The sequence below is a fragment of the Streptomyces sp. NPDC001093 genome (genome assembly GCF_040298985.1).
Taxonomy (GTDB): domain Bacteria; phylum Actinomycetota; class Actinomycetes; order Streptomycetales; family Streptomycetaceae; genus Streptomyces.
This window is the reverse complement of sequence record NZ_JBEPBF010000080.1, coordinates 31990-46198: the sequence shown is the minus strand read 5'-3', so window position 1 is coordinate 46198 and position 14209 is coordinate 31990. Positions and strand designations below refer to the sequence as shown.

At 69.7% G+C, this 14209-nt stretch carries 13 protein-coding genes and 1 pseudogene; 8 read left to right on the top strand and 6 right to left on the bottom strand.

Features of this window, described 5'->3' with window-relative positions; genetic code table 11:
* A pseudogene (locus ABT288_RS31705) lies at positions 1–275 on the bottom strand (crotonyl-CoA carboxylase/reductase); the annotation flags it as partial.
* Positions 276–508: 233 nt separating this feature from the next.
* Between ABT288_RS31705 and ABT288_RS31700 the strand changes: the two are divergent.
* From ABT288_RS31700 to ABT288_RS31675, 6 genes are all read left to right on the top strand, one after another.
* Positions 509–1270: a thioesterase II family protein gene (locus tag ABT288_RS31700; RefSeq protein WP_351615002.1), complete on the top strand. Its 762-nt coding sequence runs from the start codon at positions 509–511 to the stop codon at positions 1268–1270.
* Positions 1271–1369: 99 nt separating this feature from the next.
* Entirely contained in the window at positions 1370–1630 is a 261-nt protein-coding gene (locus tag ABT288_RS31695) for a hypothetical protein (RefSeq protein ID WP_351614999.1), read from the top strand.
* 377 nt (positions 1631–2007) lie between these two features.
* Entirely contained in the window at positions 2008–3228 is a 1221-nt protein-coding gene (locus ABT288_RS31690; protein WP_351614996.1) for a cytochrome P450, read from the top strand.
* Positions 3229–3266: 38 nt separating this feature from the next.
* Positions 3267–3455 carry a ferredoxin gene (locus ABT288_RS31685; RefSeq protein ID WP_351614993.1) on the top strand — a complete coding sequence of 63 codons (189 nt, stop codon included), beginning with the start codon at positions 3267–3269 and terminating at the stop codon, positions 3453–3455.
* Between the two features lie 69 nt (positions 3456–3524).
* The gene (gene asnB, locus ABT288_RS31680; protein ID WP_351614990.1) at positions 3525–5360 is read left to right on the top strand and encodes an asparagine synthase (glutamine-hydrolyzing); all 1836 of its coding nucleotides are present in this window, start codon (positions 3525–3527) and stop codon (positions 5358–5360) included.
* A gap of 178 nt (positions 5361–5538) precedes the next feature.
* On the top strand, positions 5539–7125 hold the full coding sequence (locus ABT288_RS31675) for an MFS transporter (protein WP_351614987.1): 1587 nt from the start codon (positions 5539–5541) through the stop codon (positions 7123–7125).
* A 196-nt stretch (positions 7126–7321) separates the two neighbouring features.
* Here the strand turns inward: ABT288_RS31675 and ABT288_RS31670 are convergent, their stop codons facing one another.
* From ABT288_RS31670 to ABT288_RS31650, 5 genes are all read right to left on the bottom strand, one after another.
* The gene (locus ABT288_RS31670) at positions 7322–8011 is read right to left on the bottom strand and encodes a hypothetical protein (protein ID WP_351614984.1); all 690 of its coding nucleotides are present in this window, start codon (positions 8009–8011) and stop codon (positions 7322–7324) included.
* 471 nt (positions 8012–8482) lie between these two features.
* On the bottom strand, positions 8483–9019 hold the full coding sequence (locus tag ABT288_RS31665; protein WP_351614982.1) for a hypothetical protein: 537 nt from the start codon (positions 9017–9019) through the stop codon (positions 8483–8485).
* Positions 8997–10295, bottom strand: coding sequence for a hypothetical protein (locus ABT288_RS31660; RefSeq protein ID WP_351614979.1), 1299 nt, complete (start codon positions 10293–10295; stop codon positions 8997–8999). The genes ABT288_RS31665 and ABT288_RS31660 overlap by 23 nt, the downstream gene beginning before the upstream one ends.
* Entirely contained in the window at positions 10295–10600 is a 306-nt protein-coding gene (locus ABT288_RS31655) for a DUF6317 family protein (RefSeq protein ID WP_351614976.1), read from the bottom strand. Before ABT288_RS31655 ends, ABT288_RS31660 begins: the two co-directional genes overlap by 1 nt.
* Positions 10597–11091 (bottom strand): SAV_915 family protein, encoded by a 495-nt coding sequence (locus tag ABT288_RS31650; protein ID WP_351614973.1) that lies wholly within the window; start codon positions 11089–11091, stop codon positions 10597–10599. Before ABT288_RS31650 ends, ABT288_RS31655 begins: the two co-directional genes overlap by 4 nt.
* Positions 11092–11447: 356 nt before the next feature.
* Between ABT288_RS31650 and ABT288_RS31645 the strand changes: the two genes are divergently transcribed.
* Both ABT288_RS31645 and ABT288_RS31640 read left to right on the top strand, forming a co-directional pair.
* Positions 11448–13265 (top strand): gamma-glutamyltransferase family protein, encoded by a 1818-nt coding sequence (locus ABT288_RS31645; protein WP_351614971.1) that lies wholly within the window; start codon positions 11448–11450, stop codon positions 13263–13265.
* Between the two features lie 91 nt (positions 13266–13356).
* The gene (locus ABT288_RS31640) at positions 13357–14205 is read left to right on the top strand and encodes an inositol monophosphatase family protein (RefSeq protein WP_351614969.1); all 849 of its coding nucleotides are present in this window, start codon (positions 13357–13359) and stop codon (positions 14203–14205) included.
* Positions 14206–14209 lie beyond the last annotated feature (4 nt).

Below are 14209 nucleotides of genomic sequence, written 5' to 3'. Positions count from 1 at the left end.
GGCAGGGGCTCGAAGATCGAGGTCCACACCGAGTTGTAGTTGACCGAGGAGGCCATGACGGCCACCAGGGCCTCGCCCGGGCCGAGTTCCGGCACCGGGACTTCCATGAGGTGAAGGGACTTGCGCGGGTCCTTCACCTCCGAGTCCAGTCCATCGAACATCCCGATGTCGGCCTTGCGGACGGCGATGCCTCGATAGCTGTCCGGGAGTGGCAGCGCCGCGTAGTCGTTGGACGTCGCCTCCGTGGAGACGATGGCATCGACTATTTCCTTCACGTGGTTTCCTCCGGGGGCGAGTGCGAGGTGGGGCAGTGCACGCCCATCTGGCCAGAGATTAGGCGGGCTCCTCTCTCCCGGAAATCCCCTACCGCCGGCGACCGGATCACCTGTCCCCCCTACCGACCCACCCGGCGAAAGTAGGGGATTGCTGTCGATCCCCCATCCGGGCATCATGTGCAAACGCGAGACTTCGCCCGGTTCACTGTGCAGAACGATTTGGAGTAGGCGGCGTGGCTGGTAACCCCGTTAAAGAAACCGCTTGGGTGCGCAGGTTTCACCCTTCGCCTGAGGCGCGATACCAGCTGCTCTGTTTCCCGCATTCAGGCGGATCCGCCAGCTTCTTCTTTCCGTTCTCGCAGAGGCTGGCCCCGGAAATCGACGTGTGGTCCATGCAGTACCCAGGGCGTCAGGACCGCAGGTCCGAAGCCAATGTCCCGCACATCCACGAGCTGGCCGACCGCGTCGTCGGGGCGGTGGGCCCGCGACTCGACGGCCCCTTCGCCTTGTTCGGGCACAGCATGGGTGCAACGCTCGCCTACGAGGTCGCACTGAGGCTGCAGTCGGGCGGAAAAGGTGCCGAAGCCCTCTTCGTCTCGGGGCGACCCGCCCCCCACCGCAACGTCGACACGGGACTGCACCGGCTCTCGGACGAGGAGATAGCGGAGGACATCCGCGCACTCGACGGCACCGGCTCGGAGATGTTCGGCGACACGGACGTACTCAAGATGTTCCTCCCCGCGATCCGCAGCGACTACCACGCCGCGGAGACGTACGAATACGTACCCGGCCCCGTTCTGAAATGCCCCATCCGCGGCTTCACGGGATTCTCGGATCCACGGGTGGAAGTCGGTGAACTGCACCATTGGGGCGATCACACGGAGGGATCTTTCCGGCTGGATGTCTTCTCCGGAGGTCACTTCTATCTCGTTGACGCCCAGGAGGACATCGCCAGTGAAATCGAGCGCACCCTGTGCGGTGCCGGACACGGTTGAGGAAATGTGGGATTGAGCACGTCCGGGGCAGCCGCAGGGCGTGTCGGGATATTGGGCACGGGTTCGTTCCTGTCGAAGCGTACTGTCGGGAACCAGGAAATGGCGGCCTCAACCGGTGTCACCCCGGAGTGGATCGAACGCGAGACGGGCGTTGTTGAGCGCCGCTACGCGGAAGACGACCAGGCGGCGTCGGATCTGGCGGCAGAGGCCGGCCCCCACGCCCTGGAGAACGCGGGGGTCCGGCCCACCGAGCTGACCTGGATCATCGTCGCCTTCTCCACACCCGACCAGACCAACCCCCTGTCGCCGCCGTGGTTCAGCGTCTGCTCGGCGCCGACCGTGCCGCCGCCTTCGACGTGAACGCCGTGTGCGCGGGAGATTCCTCGGTGGAAGCGTGGCGACGGACAGCCGACTGCTCGACCTCATCGGCATCGAGGCAGGCGGGAGCCGTAAACCGCCCTCCTCCGACACCGTCGCCGGTGGCGGGCACTCTTTCCGCATGCGCGGGCGTGAGGTCCGTGACTACGTGACACGGGAACTCCCGCGCGCCGTTCACGGCTTGCTGACGGACCTGTCCGTCCCACCGGAAGGGATCCGCCGCTTCGTCCCGCCTCCCGCATCAGGCCGATGGAGCGATGCGCACCTGCACATGCCGGTCGCCCGGCACGGCAACACCGGGACGGCTTCCATTGGGCACTCGCTAGTTCGTGCCAGGACACAACGACGTAAGGACTGACGTGGATCGATCGAAGACACTCGCCCCCCTGCCCGCCGAACCCCCGCCGGGCTGCCCCTTCTCCCCGCCGCGGGAATACACGAAACTGCGCATCGAACATCCGGTCAGTCGTGTCTCGCTGCCCGACGGGAGCTGGGCCTGGCTGCTGACGCGCTATGCGGACATCCGCGGCGCTCTGTCGGATCCCCGGTTCAGTTCCGACGTGAACGCTCCGGGATTCCCCCGAAGCGGAATGGTGACCGCCGGCGAAGGCAGCAGCCTCATACGGACCGACCCTCCCGAGCACAGTCGCCGGCGCAGAATGCTGACGCACTCCTTCACCGTGAAGAGCGTGTCCGCGCTGCGCGCTCGCATCCAGCAGATCACCGACCACCTGTGCGACGAGATGGAGGAACAGAAACGCAAGGACGGACCCGACGGGTCCGTGGACCTGGTGAGGTTCCTGGCGCTCCCGCTTCCGTCCCTTGTCATCAGCCTGCTGCTCGGCGTGCCGTACGAAGACCGGGACCTCTTCCAGTCGATCACCGCCACCGTGCTCTCCCGGGTGAACACGGAGGACGAGCGCGCCACGGCCCGCAAGGAACTGCGCGCCTACCTGGGCCACCTCGTCGCCAGCAAGGAGGCGGACCCGGGCGACGACATCCTCAGTGAGCTGGTCCACGAGCGGATGCGCGAAGGCCAGTTGACCCGGGAAGAGGTGACGGGGACCGCCACGCTGCTCTTGATCGCCGGGCACGAGACCACCGCGAACATGATCGGGCTCGGCGCGCTGACACTGATCCGCAATCCCCACGCGGCCGACGAACTGCGCAAGGACCCCTCCTTGATGCCGGGAGCCGTCGAGGAACTGCTGCGTTTCCACAGCATCACGCGCAGCGGGCCGCGGCGGGCCGCGATCGCGGACGTCGAAGTGGGCGGCCAACTCATCAAGGCGGGCGAGGGAATCGTGTGTGCCGTCGCCTCGGCCAATCGCGACCCGGATCACTTCCCCGACGGCGATACGTTCGACATCCGACGCCGGAACGCCCAGCACCACATCGCCTTCGGGTACGGCGTGCACCAGTGCCTCGGCCAGTCCTTGGCGCGTGTCGAGCTGGAGATCTCCCTGAACACGCTGCTGGCCCGCTTTCCGGAGCTGCGTCTGGCGGTGGAATTCGCGGATGTTCCCTTCCGCAGCGACATGTTGGTCTACGGCTGCCACGCACTTCCGGTCACCTGGTGACCGATCAGCGACCAGGGCCTGACCCGAGGAGGAGAACCATGAAAATTTCGATCGAGACGGACAACTGCTGCGGCGCGGGACAGTGCGTCCTGGTCGCGCCGGAGATCTTCGACCAGGACGACGACGGGATCGTGATCCTTCTGGACCCCGCGCCCTCCGACGACGTGCGTGAGGCGGTCGAGGACGCCATCGCCATCTGCCCGGCGGATGTGATCCAGGTGGAATGACACCGGACGGCGGCACCGGTTACCGAGGTTGAACTTGATGCAACTATTTTCGAGGGAAGGTTTGATCCCATGTGCGGTATTGCCGGCTGGGTTTCGTACCGTCGGGATCTGACGCAGCACTCGCAGGTCCTCGACGCCATGACCGAGACCATGGCCTACCGCGGTCCCGACACACGAGGCACGTGGGTGGGCCGGCACGCCGCCCTCGGCCATCGGCGGCTCGCCGTCATCGACCTGCCCGGCGGCGCGCAGCCGATGCGGGTGGACACCGCGGACGGCGAAGTGGTGACGGTCTATTCAGGAGAGACCTACAACTACACCGAACTGCGCGACGAACTCCGCCGCCGCGGGCACCGTTTCACCACGGACTCGGACACCGAGGTCGTGCTTCGCGGCTATGTGGAGTGGGGCGAGGCGATCGGTGAGCACCTGAACGGCATGTTCGCCTTCGCGGTCTGGGACTCGCGCACCGAGAAGCTCGTCATGGTCAGGGACAGGCTGGGCGTCAAGCCGTTCTACTACTACGAGACCGAGGACGGCGTCCTCTTCGGCTCCGAGCCCAAGGCGATCCTGGCGAACCCGCTCTGCTCCGCCGTCGTCGGCCTGGACGGGCTGCGGGAGATGTTCTCCTTCGCCAAGACCCCGGGGCACGCGATCTGGGACGGGATGCGCGAGCTGCGTCCCGGCCATGTCGCCGTGACGGACGTCAACGGGCTGCGGGAGTACCCCTATTGGAGCCTGGAGGCCGGCGACCACACGGACGACCGACAGGCCACCGTCGCGCACGTCAGGGAGTTGCTGGAGGACATTGTCTCCCGGCAGCTCGTCGCGGACGTACCCCGCTGCACGCTGCTCTCCGGCGGTCTCGACTCCTCCGTCATCACCGCCCTGGCGGCCCAGCAGCTAAGGGAGCGGGGCGAGACGGTCCGCACCTTCGCCGTGGACTTCCCGAACCAGGAGGAGAACTTCAAGGCGATCGACCTCGCCCCCACCCGGGACACCCCGTTCGCGCACGCGGTGGCCGAGCACGTGGGGAGCGTCCACCGGGACATCGTGCTCCGCGGCAGCGCGCTGGCCGACCCGGAGGTACGGCGAGCAGCCGTCGGCGCACGGGACTTCCCCAACGGGATCGGCGACCGCGACAACTCCCTCCACCTCCTCTTCAAGGCCGTCCGCGAGCAGTCGACGGTGGCGCTCTCCGGGGAGTCGGCGGACGAGTTGTTCGGGGGCTACCCGTGGTTCCACGACGACAGGTTCCGCTACGCGGACACCTTCCCCTGGCTCGCGGGCAAGGGCTCCCTCTTCGAGGCGGGCGGCCTCCTGGACGACGACCTGTCACGCCGGCTCGACCTGCGCACCTACGTCCAGGACCACTATGTCGACGCCCTGAAGGAGGTCCCGCTGAAGGAGGGCGAGACCGGCCTGGAGAAGCGGATGCGCCAGGTCTCCTATCTGAACGTGACGCGGAAGATGCAGCCCCTGCTCGACCGCAAGGACCGGATGAGCATGGCGGCCGGGCTCGAGGTGCGTGTCCCGTTCTGTGACCACCGTCTCGTGCAGTACGTCTTCAACACCCCGTGGTCGCTGAAGGCGTTCGACGGCAGGGAGAAGAGCCTCCTGCGCGCGGCGACGCGCGACATGCTGCCGCGGTCGGTGGCCGACCGCAAGAAGAGCGGCTACCCCAGCAGCTTCGACCCGCAGTACCTCGCGGCGGTGCAGTCCCAGGTCTCCGACCTGCTCGACCGCGACGACCAGGCGCTGGCACTGTGCAGCCGGGACCGTCTGAGCGAGGCGGTGAAGGCGGACAAGGACACCATCACCCTCCAGCAGCGGACGGTGCTGGAACGCTCGCTCGACCTGGCGACGTGGTTCGATCTGCGGAACCCGACGCTGAAGCTCGACTGATCCGGCCGTCCTCGGGCTGGGCTTGCCCCCGCTGATGGGGTCGAGCCCCGCCTGAACCCTCCCCTTGCTCGTGTACATGCCTGCGACACCGCTTGAGCTCGTCGCGCTCCGCTGTAGTGGCTGGCCGGGAAGGCCGCGAAGCCTTGTTGCACGTTCGTTCACGCACATCCCCGAAGAGTTGCTGACCACACGTGCTTTCGCCGAGCCGGGCCGGTGGGCCATGGGGGTCAGCGCGGACGACGACCGTGCTCGCGACGTGACGTCGGACCTGGTACGCGACTGCGGATTCACGCCTGTGAGCCTCGTGCAGGTGGAAAAGGTGACGACATCGATCCGACAGAAGGAGACCATGCCCAGCGATGCGGCGAGCGCCAAGGCCACTGAAGACGCGGTCGGCCAGAAAACCGATCCAGGCGGCGGGCCCGGCCTGAAGCTCGCTGCTCTCGCGGCCGGGTTTGTCATGGCGACGGTCGACACCACCGTCGTAAACATAGCCGGTACGAAGATCCGGACTTTGTTGCACCTGAACTTTTCCGAGCTCACATGGGTAATCGACGGATATGTACTGACCTTTGCGTCGCTGCTGCTCCTCGCTGGTTCGCTGGCAAATCGCTTTGGGGCCAAGAAGATTTACCTTCAGGGCATGGTGGTATTCGTAGCGGCGTCAGCCGCGTGCGCGGTCGCCTCAAAGGGCCTGGCGCTGATCACCGCGAGAGTGATCCAGGGGGCGGGAGCCGCCCTGTTCATGCCGGCCTCACTGACGCTGCTCACGAACTCCTTCCCTGATCCCAAGCTGCGGACCCGCATGGTGGGTCTGTGGACGGCGATCGTGTCCACGTTCACGGCGCTGGGGCCGGTAATCGGGGGAGTCCTGGTTGGCACGCTCGGCTGGCGCAGCATCTTCGTGTTCAACCTGCCGATCGGTGTCGTAGGTATCTTTTTGACCAGGCGATACATCGCCGCGATCCCGGCGCAGCGGGTCCGGCCCCGGATTCTGGGCAATGCTCTGGGAGTTCTCGGGCTCGTGGCGCTGTCCTTCACGCTGATCGAGGGGCCCTCGTTCGGCTGGTCGTCGGTCCCCGTCCTCCTGTCGGGTGCAGCAGCCGTCGTGTTTCTCGTCGCGTTGGTGGTGCAACAGCGCCGCAGCTCAGCGCCTATCGTTCCGCTCGACCTCTTCCGCGAATCCCGCTTCACCGCAGCCAATCTCGTCGGGTTCCTCATCAACTTCGGGCTCATGGGAGGGATCTTCATGCTCGGTCTCTTCCTGCAGAACGCGCGAGGAGCCTCGCCCTTTCTGGCCGGAGTTCAGATGCTGCCCATGATGGCTGGACCGCTGGTCGGTAACCTGACATTCGCTCGGTACAGCCACCGCTGGGGCGTGCGCCGGCCACTGATCGCCGCCTTGTCCCTCGCGGGCGTGGCGTCCGCGGCGCTCCTCGGTATCAGCGACTCCACGCCGTACTGGATGCTGGCCGCGGCCGTTGGTATCGCCAACTTCGGTATCGGTGTCAGCGCGCCGGCCATGACCTTCGTGCTGATGGAGTCCGCGGGCGCGGAGCACGCGAACATCGCCAGCTCGATGCTCAACACGAACCGTCAGTTCGGTGGACTGGTCGGCGTCGCTGTAATCGGCATCGCTCTGGCACATCCCGACAACTGGTACGTGGGAGCGCGCTCCTCCTTCCTCATAACAGCCGTTTGTTACGGTGCGGCCGCGCTGCTCACACTGAAGTACGTCTCGGCGGCTGGCCGTCGGACGGTGTGACCTGTCTTGGAGCCCAGTCACTCTCGATTCGTCAGCGGGGCCACGTATATGCGCGAAGGAACGGACGTCCGCGACGGCACGAAACAGATCGCGCAGCGCCGGCCCCGAAGCCCAGGGCCGGCACTCCGCACCAGGGCCTGGCCCTCACCCTGCTGGCCGGCCGCGCGGAGGCGAGGGCGCAAGGGAGCCGGGGCCGTCAGCCGGACTGCGACTGACCGCCCCCGAGCGCGCCCACCGCGGCCCGTGCCGCCTGGATGGCCCCCTTGTTGATCTCGTCCGTGCCGGGCGCCTTCTTCGTGTCGAAGTTGCTGCCGTTGTAGGTGACGATCACCAGGGCGTTGGACACCTGGACCATCACCACCCCCTCGCGCGTCTGCTGCTTGTCCTCCGTGGTGAGGTTGACGACGGAGTACGCGCTGTTCCCGAGCCCCGGCACGGCCCCGCCGCCGCTCTTCTCCTTCACCCGCTGCTGGTACTCCTGCGTCGCCTCCTGGCCCGACCCGCTGATCTCGAACGACACGTCGAGCCAGCGGTAGTCGTAGCCCTGCAGCGCGTTCCAGGAGCAGGTGCGGCGCAGCCTGGTGTCCGTCGACGGGATCTCCTTGCCGCTCGTCCTCGCCCCCGGCACCAGGGACTTGACGGTGGCCGCGGGCACGCTGGTGCAGGGGGAGGGCGCGGTGCTGTACGCCTTCGCCGCCGTGGTGGACGACGGGTCGGAGGAGGACGAAGCGGAGGAGGACTGGCTGGACGTCTTCTGGGCCGCCTGGTGCCCGGCGGCCGCCGACGACGCGGCCGGCCCGGACGTCAGCGCCCAGCCGGCACAGGCGAGCACCGCGACCGGCGAGATCCGCGCGGTGAGGGCGAGCGGCAGAGGAAGAGAACGCACGGCGCACTTCTCGAGTGGGGGAGGGGGTACGGAAGGGGTCGGCAGGGTGGGCGTGGGACGACAGTGTCACACGAGTCCCTGTGGGGCGGAAGCGGAATCTCGCAGCGTGCCCGTCCGATCACGGCAGCGCGTTCACGACGTACCGCTCTGCCTGTTTTGTACCTCGCTGCAGAGGGCGCGACCGGCTACGGGCGGACCGGTGGCACGACGGCGCTCGTCTCGCTCGGCGGCACGGAACTCGTCGGGGCGGGCGCGGCCAGGAGCTTCCTGCGGGGGTCCCGGCGCTGCACAGGCCACCCCCACACCACGGCCACGACGGACGCCGCCGCCTGGGCCGGACACCGAAGGCCGGAACCGCGAGCCATGCGGCGGCACCGAGGGCACGCCGCAGCCAGTAGCGCGGACCACGCCGGTACCAGGTGGCGCCCAGCCCCGGCAGAGACGGTGTGCCCAGGGGTGTTTCGCTCGCTGTCACGTTCCGGTGGGGTGCGCATCCAGCCAGCGGCGGGCGCCGACCTCGCTGGGGTACTCGCGGACGGTGAGCATGCCGGCGCTCCAGCCGACGGCGAAACCGGCCAGCGCCGGCAGGACGGGCGCCGCGAGTACCAGCAGACCGCGGCCGACGAAGGCCAGTCCGGTGGTGCGGCGGACCTCCGTGCTCTTGCGGGTGCGGAACTCGTCCGGCTCGGGCGGATCGAGGAGCTGCCCGCGATGCCGACGCCGCTGCACCACCCATCCCCAGGGCAGGGCCACGCAGGCCCCGGCCACCTGCGCCCAGTCCCATACGGGGCGCACGCCCGACGGCAGCACCGTGCGGAACCCCGCGTAGAGCTCGACGGCGGCGAAGCACAGCAGGGCCAGGACGGCCAGCATCAGCACGGCCAGGCGCACCCGCCGCAGCCAGTAGCCGGTGCCGCGCTCGTACCAGCTGGTGCCCAGCCCGTTGAGGGACGGGATCCGGGCGGGCACGCGGGCACCGGGAGCCTCAGAAGATGCTCGTGATGCCATGCCACACGTCCTCTCCGAGTCGTTTGAAGTCGCCCCCGGTCTTGGACAGTACGTGTCCCGTGCCGGTCAGCACGCCGCCGACCACACCGTGATCGTGGATGTCCTCGCTCCAGTGCTCGTGGAGGGAGTGGTCGATGATGCCGGTCGCGCCGATCACGACGGCCCCGCCGACCCCCGCCGCCACGGCGACGGGCACATCGAACGGCGCGGCGGCCACGAGGCCCGCCGTGATGGCCGTACCGGCCGCCAGGCCGGCGATGTTGGCGCCGCCGTCGGTCGCGATCGACCGCTGCCACGACCAGCCCGCGTCATGGTCACCGGACGCCTCCAGCAGCCCGCAGGCGCCGGCCGCGGCGACGTCGAGGACCGGGATCTCCTTCAGGAAGTCCGGCACCTTCTCCAGGCCCTCGCCCGCGCGCAGCAGGTCGGCGGCGTCGGCCAGCTTCACGTTCAGCGCACGGTCGTAGGGGAGTGCGGTGCTGCCGTTCTCGGCGCGGGCGATCGCGTTCTCCAGGTCGTCGACCTTGGTGAGCGCGTCGCGGTAGGCGCTCTTGGCGGGCAGGTCCTTGGGCAGTGCCTCGCCCGCCTTCTGGTACGCCTTGCGCTCCGCCCGGAGTTGCTTCTTGGCCGCCTGTGCCTCGTTCCTGGCGTCGTCGAGCTTCGCGCGGGCCTTCGCGCCACCGGCTCGGGCGTCCTCGGCGTCGTACGCGTACAGGCCGCGGAGGTAGTCGGCGATCGTGACCTTGTCCCCGGTGGACGCCGCGCCGTCCTTCGACGTCACCTGGTCGTACAGCCCCTGCAACTGGTTCGCCGCCGTGAGTCGCGCGTGCTGGGCGGTCTGCAGGATGTGAGCCCGCGCCGCGGTGTACTCGTTCGTCGCGGCGATGGTCCCCTGATCCTGCGCGCTCGGCGGCTTCGCCGTCGTGGGCTGCCTCGGTACGCCCTTGTCGTCCGTCGCCACCCCCTTGCCGGCGGCGATGTGATGGGCGTTGTGCAGGGACCTCTCGCACGTCGACAGCGCGTCGGCGAGGGTTCCCAGGATCTCGCCCGCCTGATGCACCAGCTCGGCGAAACCGCCGGCCGTGATCTGGTCCTCGCTCCACTTGCCGCGGAACGTCTGGGCCGCGTCGCCCTTCCAGCTCGCGTCACCCGCCAGCTTCTCGACGGCATTGCTGAGCGGCTTCACCACGCCGTCGAGCTTGTCCTTGGCGTTCTTGTACGTGTCGGCCATCGTGTGCAGGCCGCTGATGTCGCCGCCCACCCAGCTGTCGCCCATCAGTGCCAGTCCTCCGGGGTGAGGTCCTCGAAGACGCCGTGGACGTCCACGTCGTGCCGGTGGAAGGAGTCACGCGCGTACCCGGCCTTGTCCCCGTGCTCGTCCAGCCGGTCCGCGAGGAGGATGTGCAGGCTCTCGATGAGGTCGGCGACCTCCTTGATCGCGCTGTCCAGCCCCGGGTCACCGCCGCTGACCACCGGCGGCGTCACGTCCGGTTTCAGCTTCCGGTAGTCGTCGGCCTGGTCGTGGAAGGTCTTCGCCAGCGTGGCGAGGTCGTCGTAGATGACCTTGAAGTCGGCCGTCACCGGCGCACCTCCCGCGCGTAGGCGGCCAGGTCCTCCGGCCGCCAGTTGGGTTCCTGGGGCGCGACCCGCGGATCCAGCAGGACGGTGACGCCCTGTTCGTCCATCGCCTCGGCCAGTGGGCCGATCGAGGCGGCGACCCACGGCTGTGCCTCGCCGAGCGCCTCCACCAGCTTGTCCAGTGCGGTGAACGCGAAGGCCACGCTGCCGTGCGCCGGGTGGGCGAACAGCTCGCAGACGATGAACGGCACCCGTGCCGGGCGCCCGCTCGTCCCCGTCGCCGCGACGGACCTCGGATGGGCCGGGACGAACACCGGTGTGTGGTAGGGCGGCACGCCCGGTCTGGGGCGAGGCCGGCCGTCCTCGGCCGCGTTCGGGGGAGGTGCCGCCTCGACGAGGTCCCTCAGATGCGAACGGCGTGGATCCGGTTCCTGCCCCGAGGCAGCGCCTCCCGGCGGATCCGGCTCCACGAAATCGAGCAGGCGTGAACGCATCGGCGCCCCCATCGCCGTCACCTCTTCCCCGTGATTGCGTGGCCGATCGGGCGCGACCACCGTAGCCAGCGGTCAAGGGGGCAAATCCGGCTATGTCGGGGCGGGAATGCGGGCGTACACAGAACCCATACGTCCGCTTGGCCGAGGACAGAACAGCCCTTGACCCACTGCTGAACCAGGGCCGCCTGCGCGGGGTCACGGAGTGCTGCGTGCCCGCCACCGAGGGCCCGCCGACGGTCGCAACCGCTCTCCCGGGCGGCCGTTTCCGGCCGGAGACCGACGGGGATGCATGGGGTTCGGGGCTCGCACGTGCGCCCGGACGGGTCCGCTGATGGCACGCGAACAGTGAGGTGAGGATGCAATTCACGACTCGTCCTACTCTTCAGGGGACATACGGCATGGTGTCCTCCACCCACTGGCTGGCCTCCCAGTCGGCGATGGCGGTCCTGGAGGACGGCGGAAACGCCTTCGACGCCGCCGTGGCCGGCGCCTTCGTGCTGCACGTGGTGGAGCCCCACCTCAACGGGCCGGCCGGCGAGGTGCCGATCCTGCTCGCGCCGGCCGGCGGCGAGGTGCGCGTGCTGTGCGGTCAGGGCGTGGCCCCGGCCGGCGCCACCGTCGCCCACTACCGGGGGCTCGGACTGGACCTCGTACCCGGCACCGGACCGCTCGCGGCCGCCGTGCCCGGTGCCTTCGACGCCTGGCTGCTGCTCCTGCGCGACCACGGCACGAGGGCCCTGGAAGACGTGCTGAAGTACGCCATCGGTTACGCCGAGCACGGGCACGCGCCCGTGGAGAGGCTGGGCGCGACCGTGGAGACCGTACGGGAGCTGTTCGAGACCGAGTGGGCCTCGTCGGCCGAGGTGTACCTGCCCGGCGGCCGGGCGCCCCGGCCCGGTGAGCGCTTCTGCAACCCCGCCCTCGCCGCCACCTGGAAGCGGCTGCTGGCCGAGACCGCGGGCAGCGGGGACCGGGAGGCGCGGATCGACGCCGCGCGCGAGGTGTGGCGCACCGGCTTCATCGCCGAGGCGCTCGTACGGCAGTCCCGGCGGCCCACGCTGGACACCAGCGGCGCACGGCACACCGGCATGCTCACCGAGGCCGACCTCACGGGCTGGTCGGCGAGCTACGAGGCCCCGGTGACCTACGACTGGAACGGCTGGACCGTGTGCAAGGCGGGCCCCTGGAGCCAGGGCCCCGCCCTCCTGCAGCAGCTCGCCCTGCTCCCGCCCGAGCTCCCCGCGTACGGCTCCGCGGAGTACGTCCACCTGCTGATCGAGGGCTGCAAGCTCGCCATGGCCGACCGCGAGGCCTGGTACGGGGACGCGGCCGAGGTGCCGGTCGCCGAGCTGCTCTCGGACGACTACAACGCCGGGCGGCGGGCCCTCATCGGCGCCAAGGCCTCCTTCGAGCTGCGGCCGGGCAGCCCCGGCGGACGCACCCCACGGCTGCCTGCGCAGGGGTACGCGCGCGTGGAGACCGGCGACCGCGGCTTCGACCCGATGGGCGCCGGCGAGCCGACGGTCGCCGAGCTCCCCGGCGAGCCGCGGGTGGCCGCAGACGGCACGACCCGCGGCGACACCTGCCACCTGGACGTCGTCGACCGCTGGGGCAACATGATCGCCGCCACGCCCAGCGGCGGCTGGCTGCAGTCCAACCCCGTCGTGCCCGAGCTGGGCTTCCCGCTCGGCACCCGTCTGCAGATGACCTGGCTGGAGGAGGGCCTGCCGAACTCCCTCACCCCCGGTCGCCGCCCGCGCACCACCCTCACCCCGTCCCTCGCGCTGCGCGAGGGGGTGCCGGTCCTGGCGTTCGGCACACCGGGCGGCGACCAGCAGGACCAGTGGCAGCTGCACTTCTTCCTCGCCGCCGCCCTGCGCGCCCCGGTCCGCGGCGGTCTCGACCTTCAGGGCGCGATCGACGCGCCCAATTGGCACAACGACAGCTTCCCCAGCTCCTTCCACCCGCGCGGTCGCCGCCCCGGCAGCGTGACCGTGGAGTCCCGCGTGGACGCGGAGGTGGTCGAGGAGCTGCGGCGGCGCGGCCACGACGTCACCGTCGGCCCCGCCTGGTCCGAGGGACGCCTGTGCGCGGTGGCCCGCGACCCGGAGACCGGCGTGCTCTCGGCGGCGGCGAACCCGCGGGGCATGCAGGGGTACGCCGTCGGCCGCTGACTGATCATGCGACACCTGTTGTTCATCTGGATTCCACCCGCCGTGCACCGGGTGGGCGGGGATTGTCAGTGGGACGTGCTCTCATGGAGGCATGATCGAAGCAATGACGGAAACCATCGAAGAGTTTCTCGCCCGCTGCTCGGCCGACGTGGAGGAGGCGGTCCGCAAGGCCGCCGTGGCCGAGATCCTGCCCCGTTTCCGCCACCTCGCCGAGCACGAGGTGGACCAGAAGAGCGGCCCCCACGACCTGGTGACGGACGCCGACCGGCTCGCCGAGCTGCGGCTCACCGCGGACCTCGGCGCCCTGCTGCCCGGCTCGGTCGTCGTCGGCGAGGAGGCGGTGCACGCCGACCCGGCGACCTATGCCGCGCTCCAGGGCGACGCACCGGTCTGGATCGTCGACCCGGTCGACGGCACCCGCCAGTTCGTGCACGGCGACGACGGGTTCTGCACCCTGGTCGCCCTGGCCCACCGGGGCGTCGTCCTCGCCTCCTGGACCTACGCCGCGGCGCGTGACCAGCTCGCCACCGCGGTCCGCGGCCAGGGCGCCTTCCTCGACGGCGAGCGGCTGTTCGCGGGCTCGCCCGCGCCCGGCCGGGACCTCGTCGTCGCCACGTCCCACCCGGACTACACCACCGACGAGCAGAAGCACGCGCTGCGCGCCCTGTGGACCGACGGCCTCGCCCCCCGCCCCTGCGCTTCGGCGGGCCTGGAGTATCTCGCCATCGCCCGGGGCGAGTTGGACGCCGTCAGTTTCTCCTGGGAGGCGGCCTGGGACCACGCGGCCGGCCTGCTCCTGGTCGAGGAGGCGGGCGGCACGCACCTCACCCGCGCCGGCGAGCCGTTCCGCGTGACCGGCGGCAACGCACTGCCGTTCACCGCGGCCCGCGACACCGCGACGGCACGCCGGGTGGTGGACCTGCTGCGCACGTCGGCCTGAAACC

What these genes read in the sequence shown, in the direction of transcription:
- ABT288_RS31695 (WP_351614999.1), top strand. Translation starts at nt 1,370, where the DNA reads ATGGCGGCCTCAACCGGTGTCACCCCGGAGTGGATCGAACGCGAGACG.
- ABT288_RS31685 (WP_351614993.1), top strand. Translation starts at nt 3,267, where the DNA reads ATGAAAATTTCGATCGAGACGGACAACTGCTGCGGCGCGGGACAGTGC.
- asnB (WP_351614990.1), top strand. Translation starts at nt 3,525, where the DNA reads ATGTGCGGTATTGCCGGCTGGGTTTCGTACCGTCGGGATCTGACGCAG.
- ABT288_RS31665 (WP_351614982.1), bottom strand. Translation starts at nt 9,019, where the DNA reads ATGGCATCACGAGCATCTTCTGAGGCTCCCGGTGCCCGCGTGCCCGCC.
- ABT288_RS31660 (WP_351614979.1), bottom strand. Translation starts at nt 10,295, where the DNA reads ATGGGCGACAGCTGGGTGGGCGGCGACATCAGCGGCCTGCACACGATG.
- ABT288_RS31650 (WP_351614973.1), bottom strand. Translation starts at nt 11,091, where the DNA reads ATGCGTTCACGCCTGCTCGATTTCGTGGAGCCGGATCCGCCGGGAGGC.
- ABT288_RS31645 (WP_351614971.1), top strand. Translation starts at nt 11,448, where the DNA reads ATGCAATTCACGACTCGTCCTACTCTTCAGGGGACATACGGCATGGTG.
- ABT288_RS31640 (WP_351614969.1), top strand. Translation starts at nt 13,357, where the DNA reads ATGATCGAAGCAATGACGGAAACCATCGAAGAGTTTCTCGCCCGCTGC.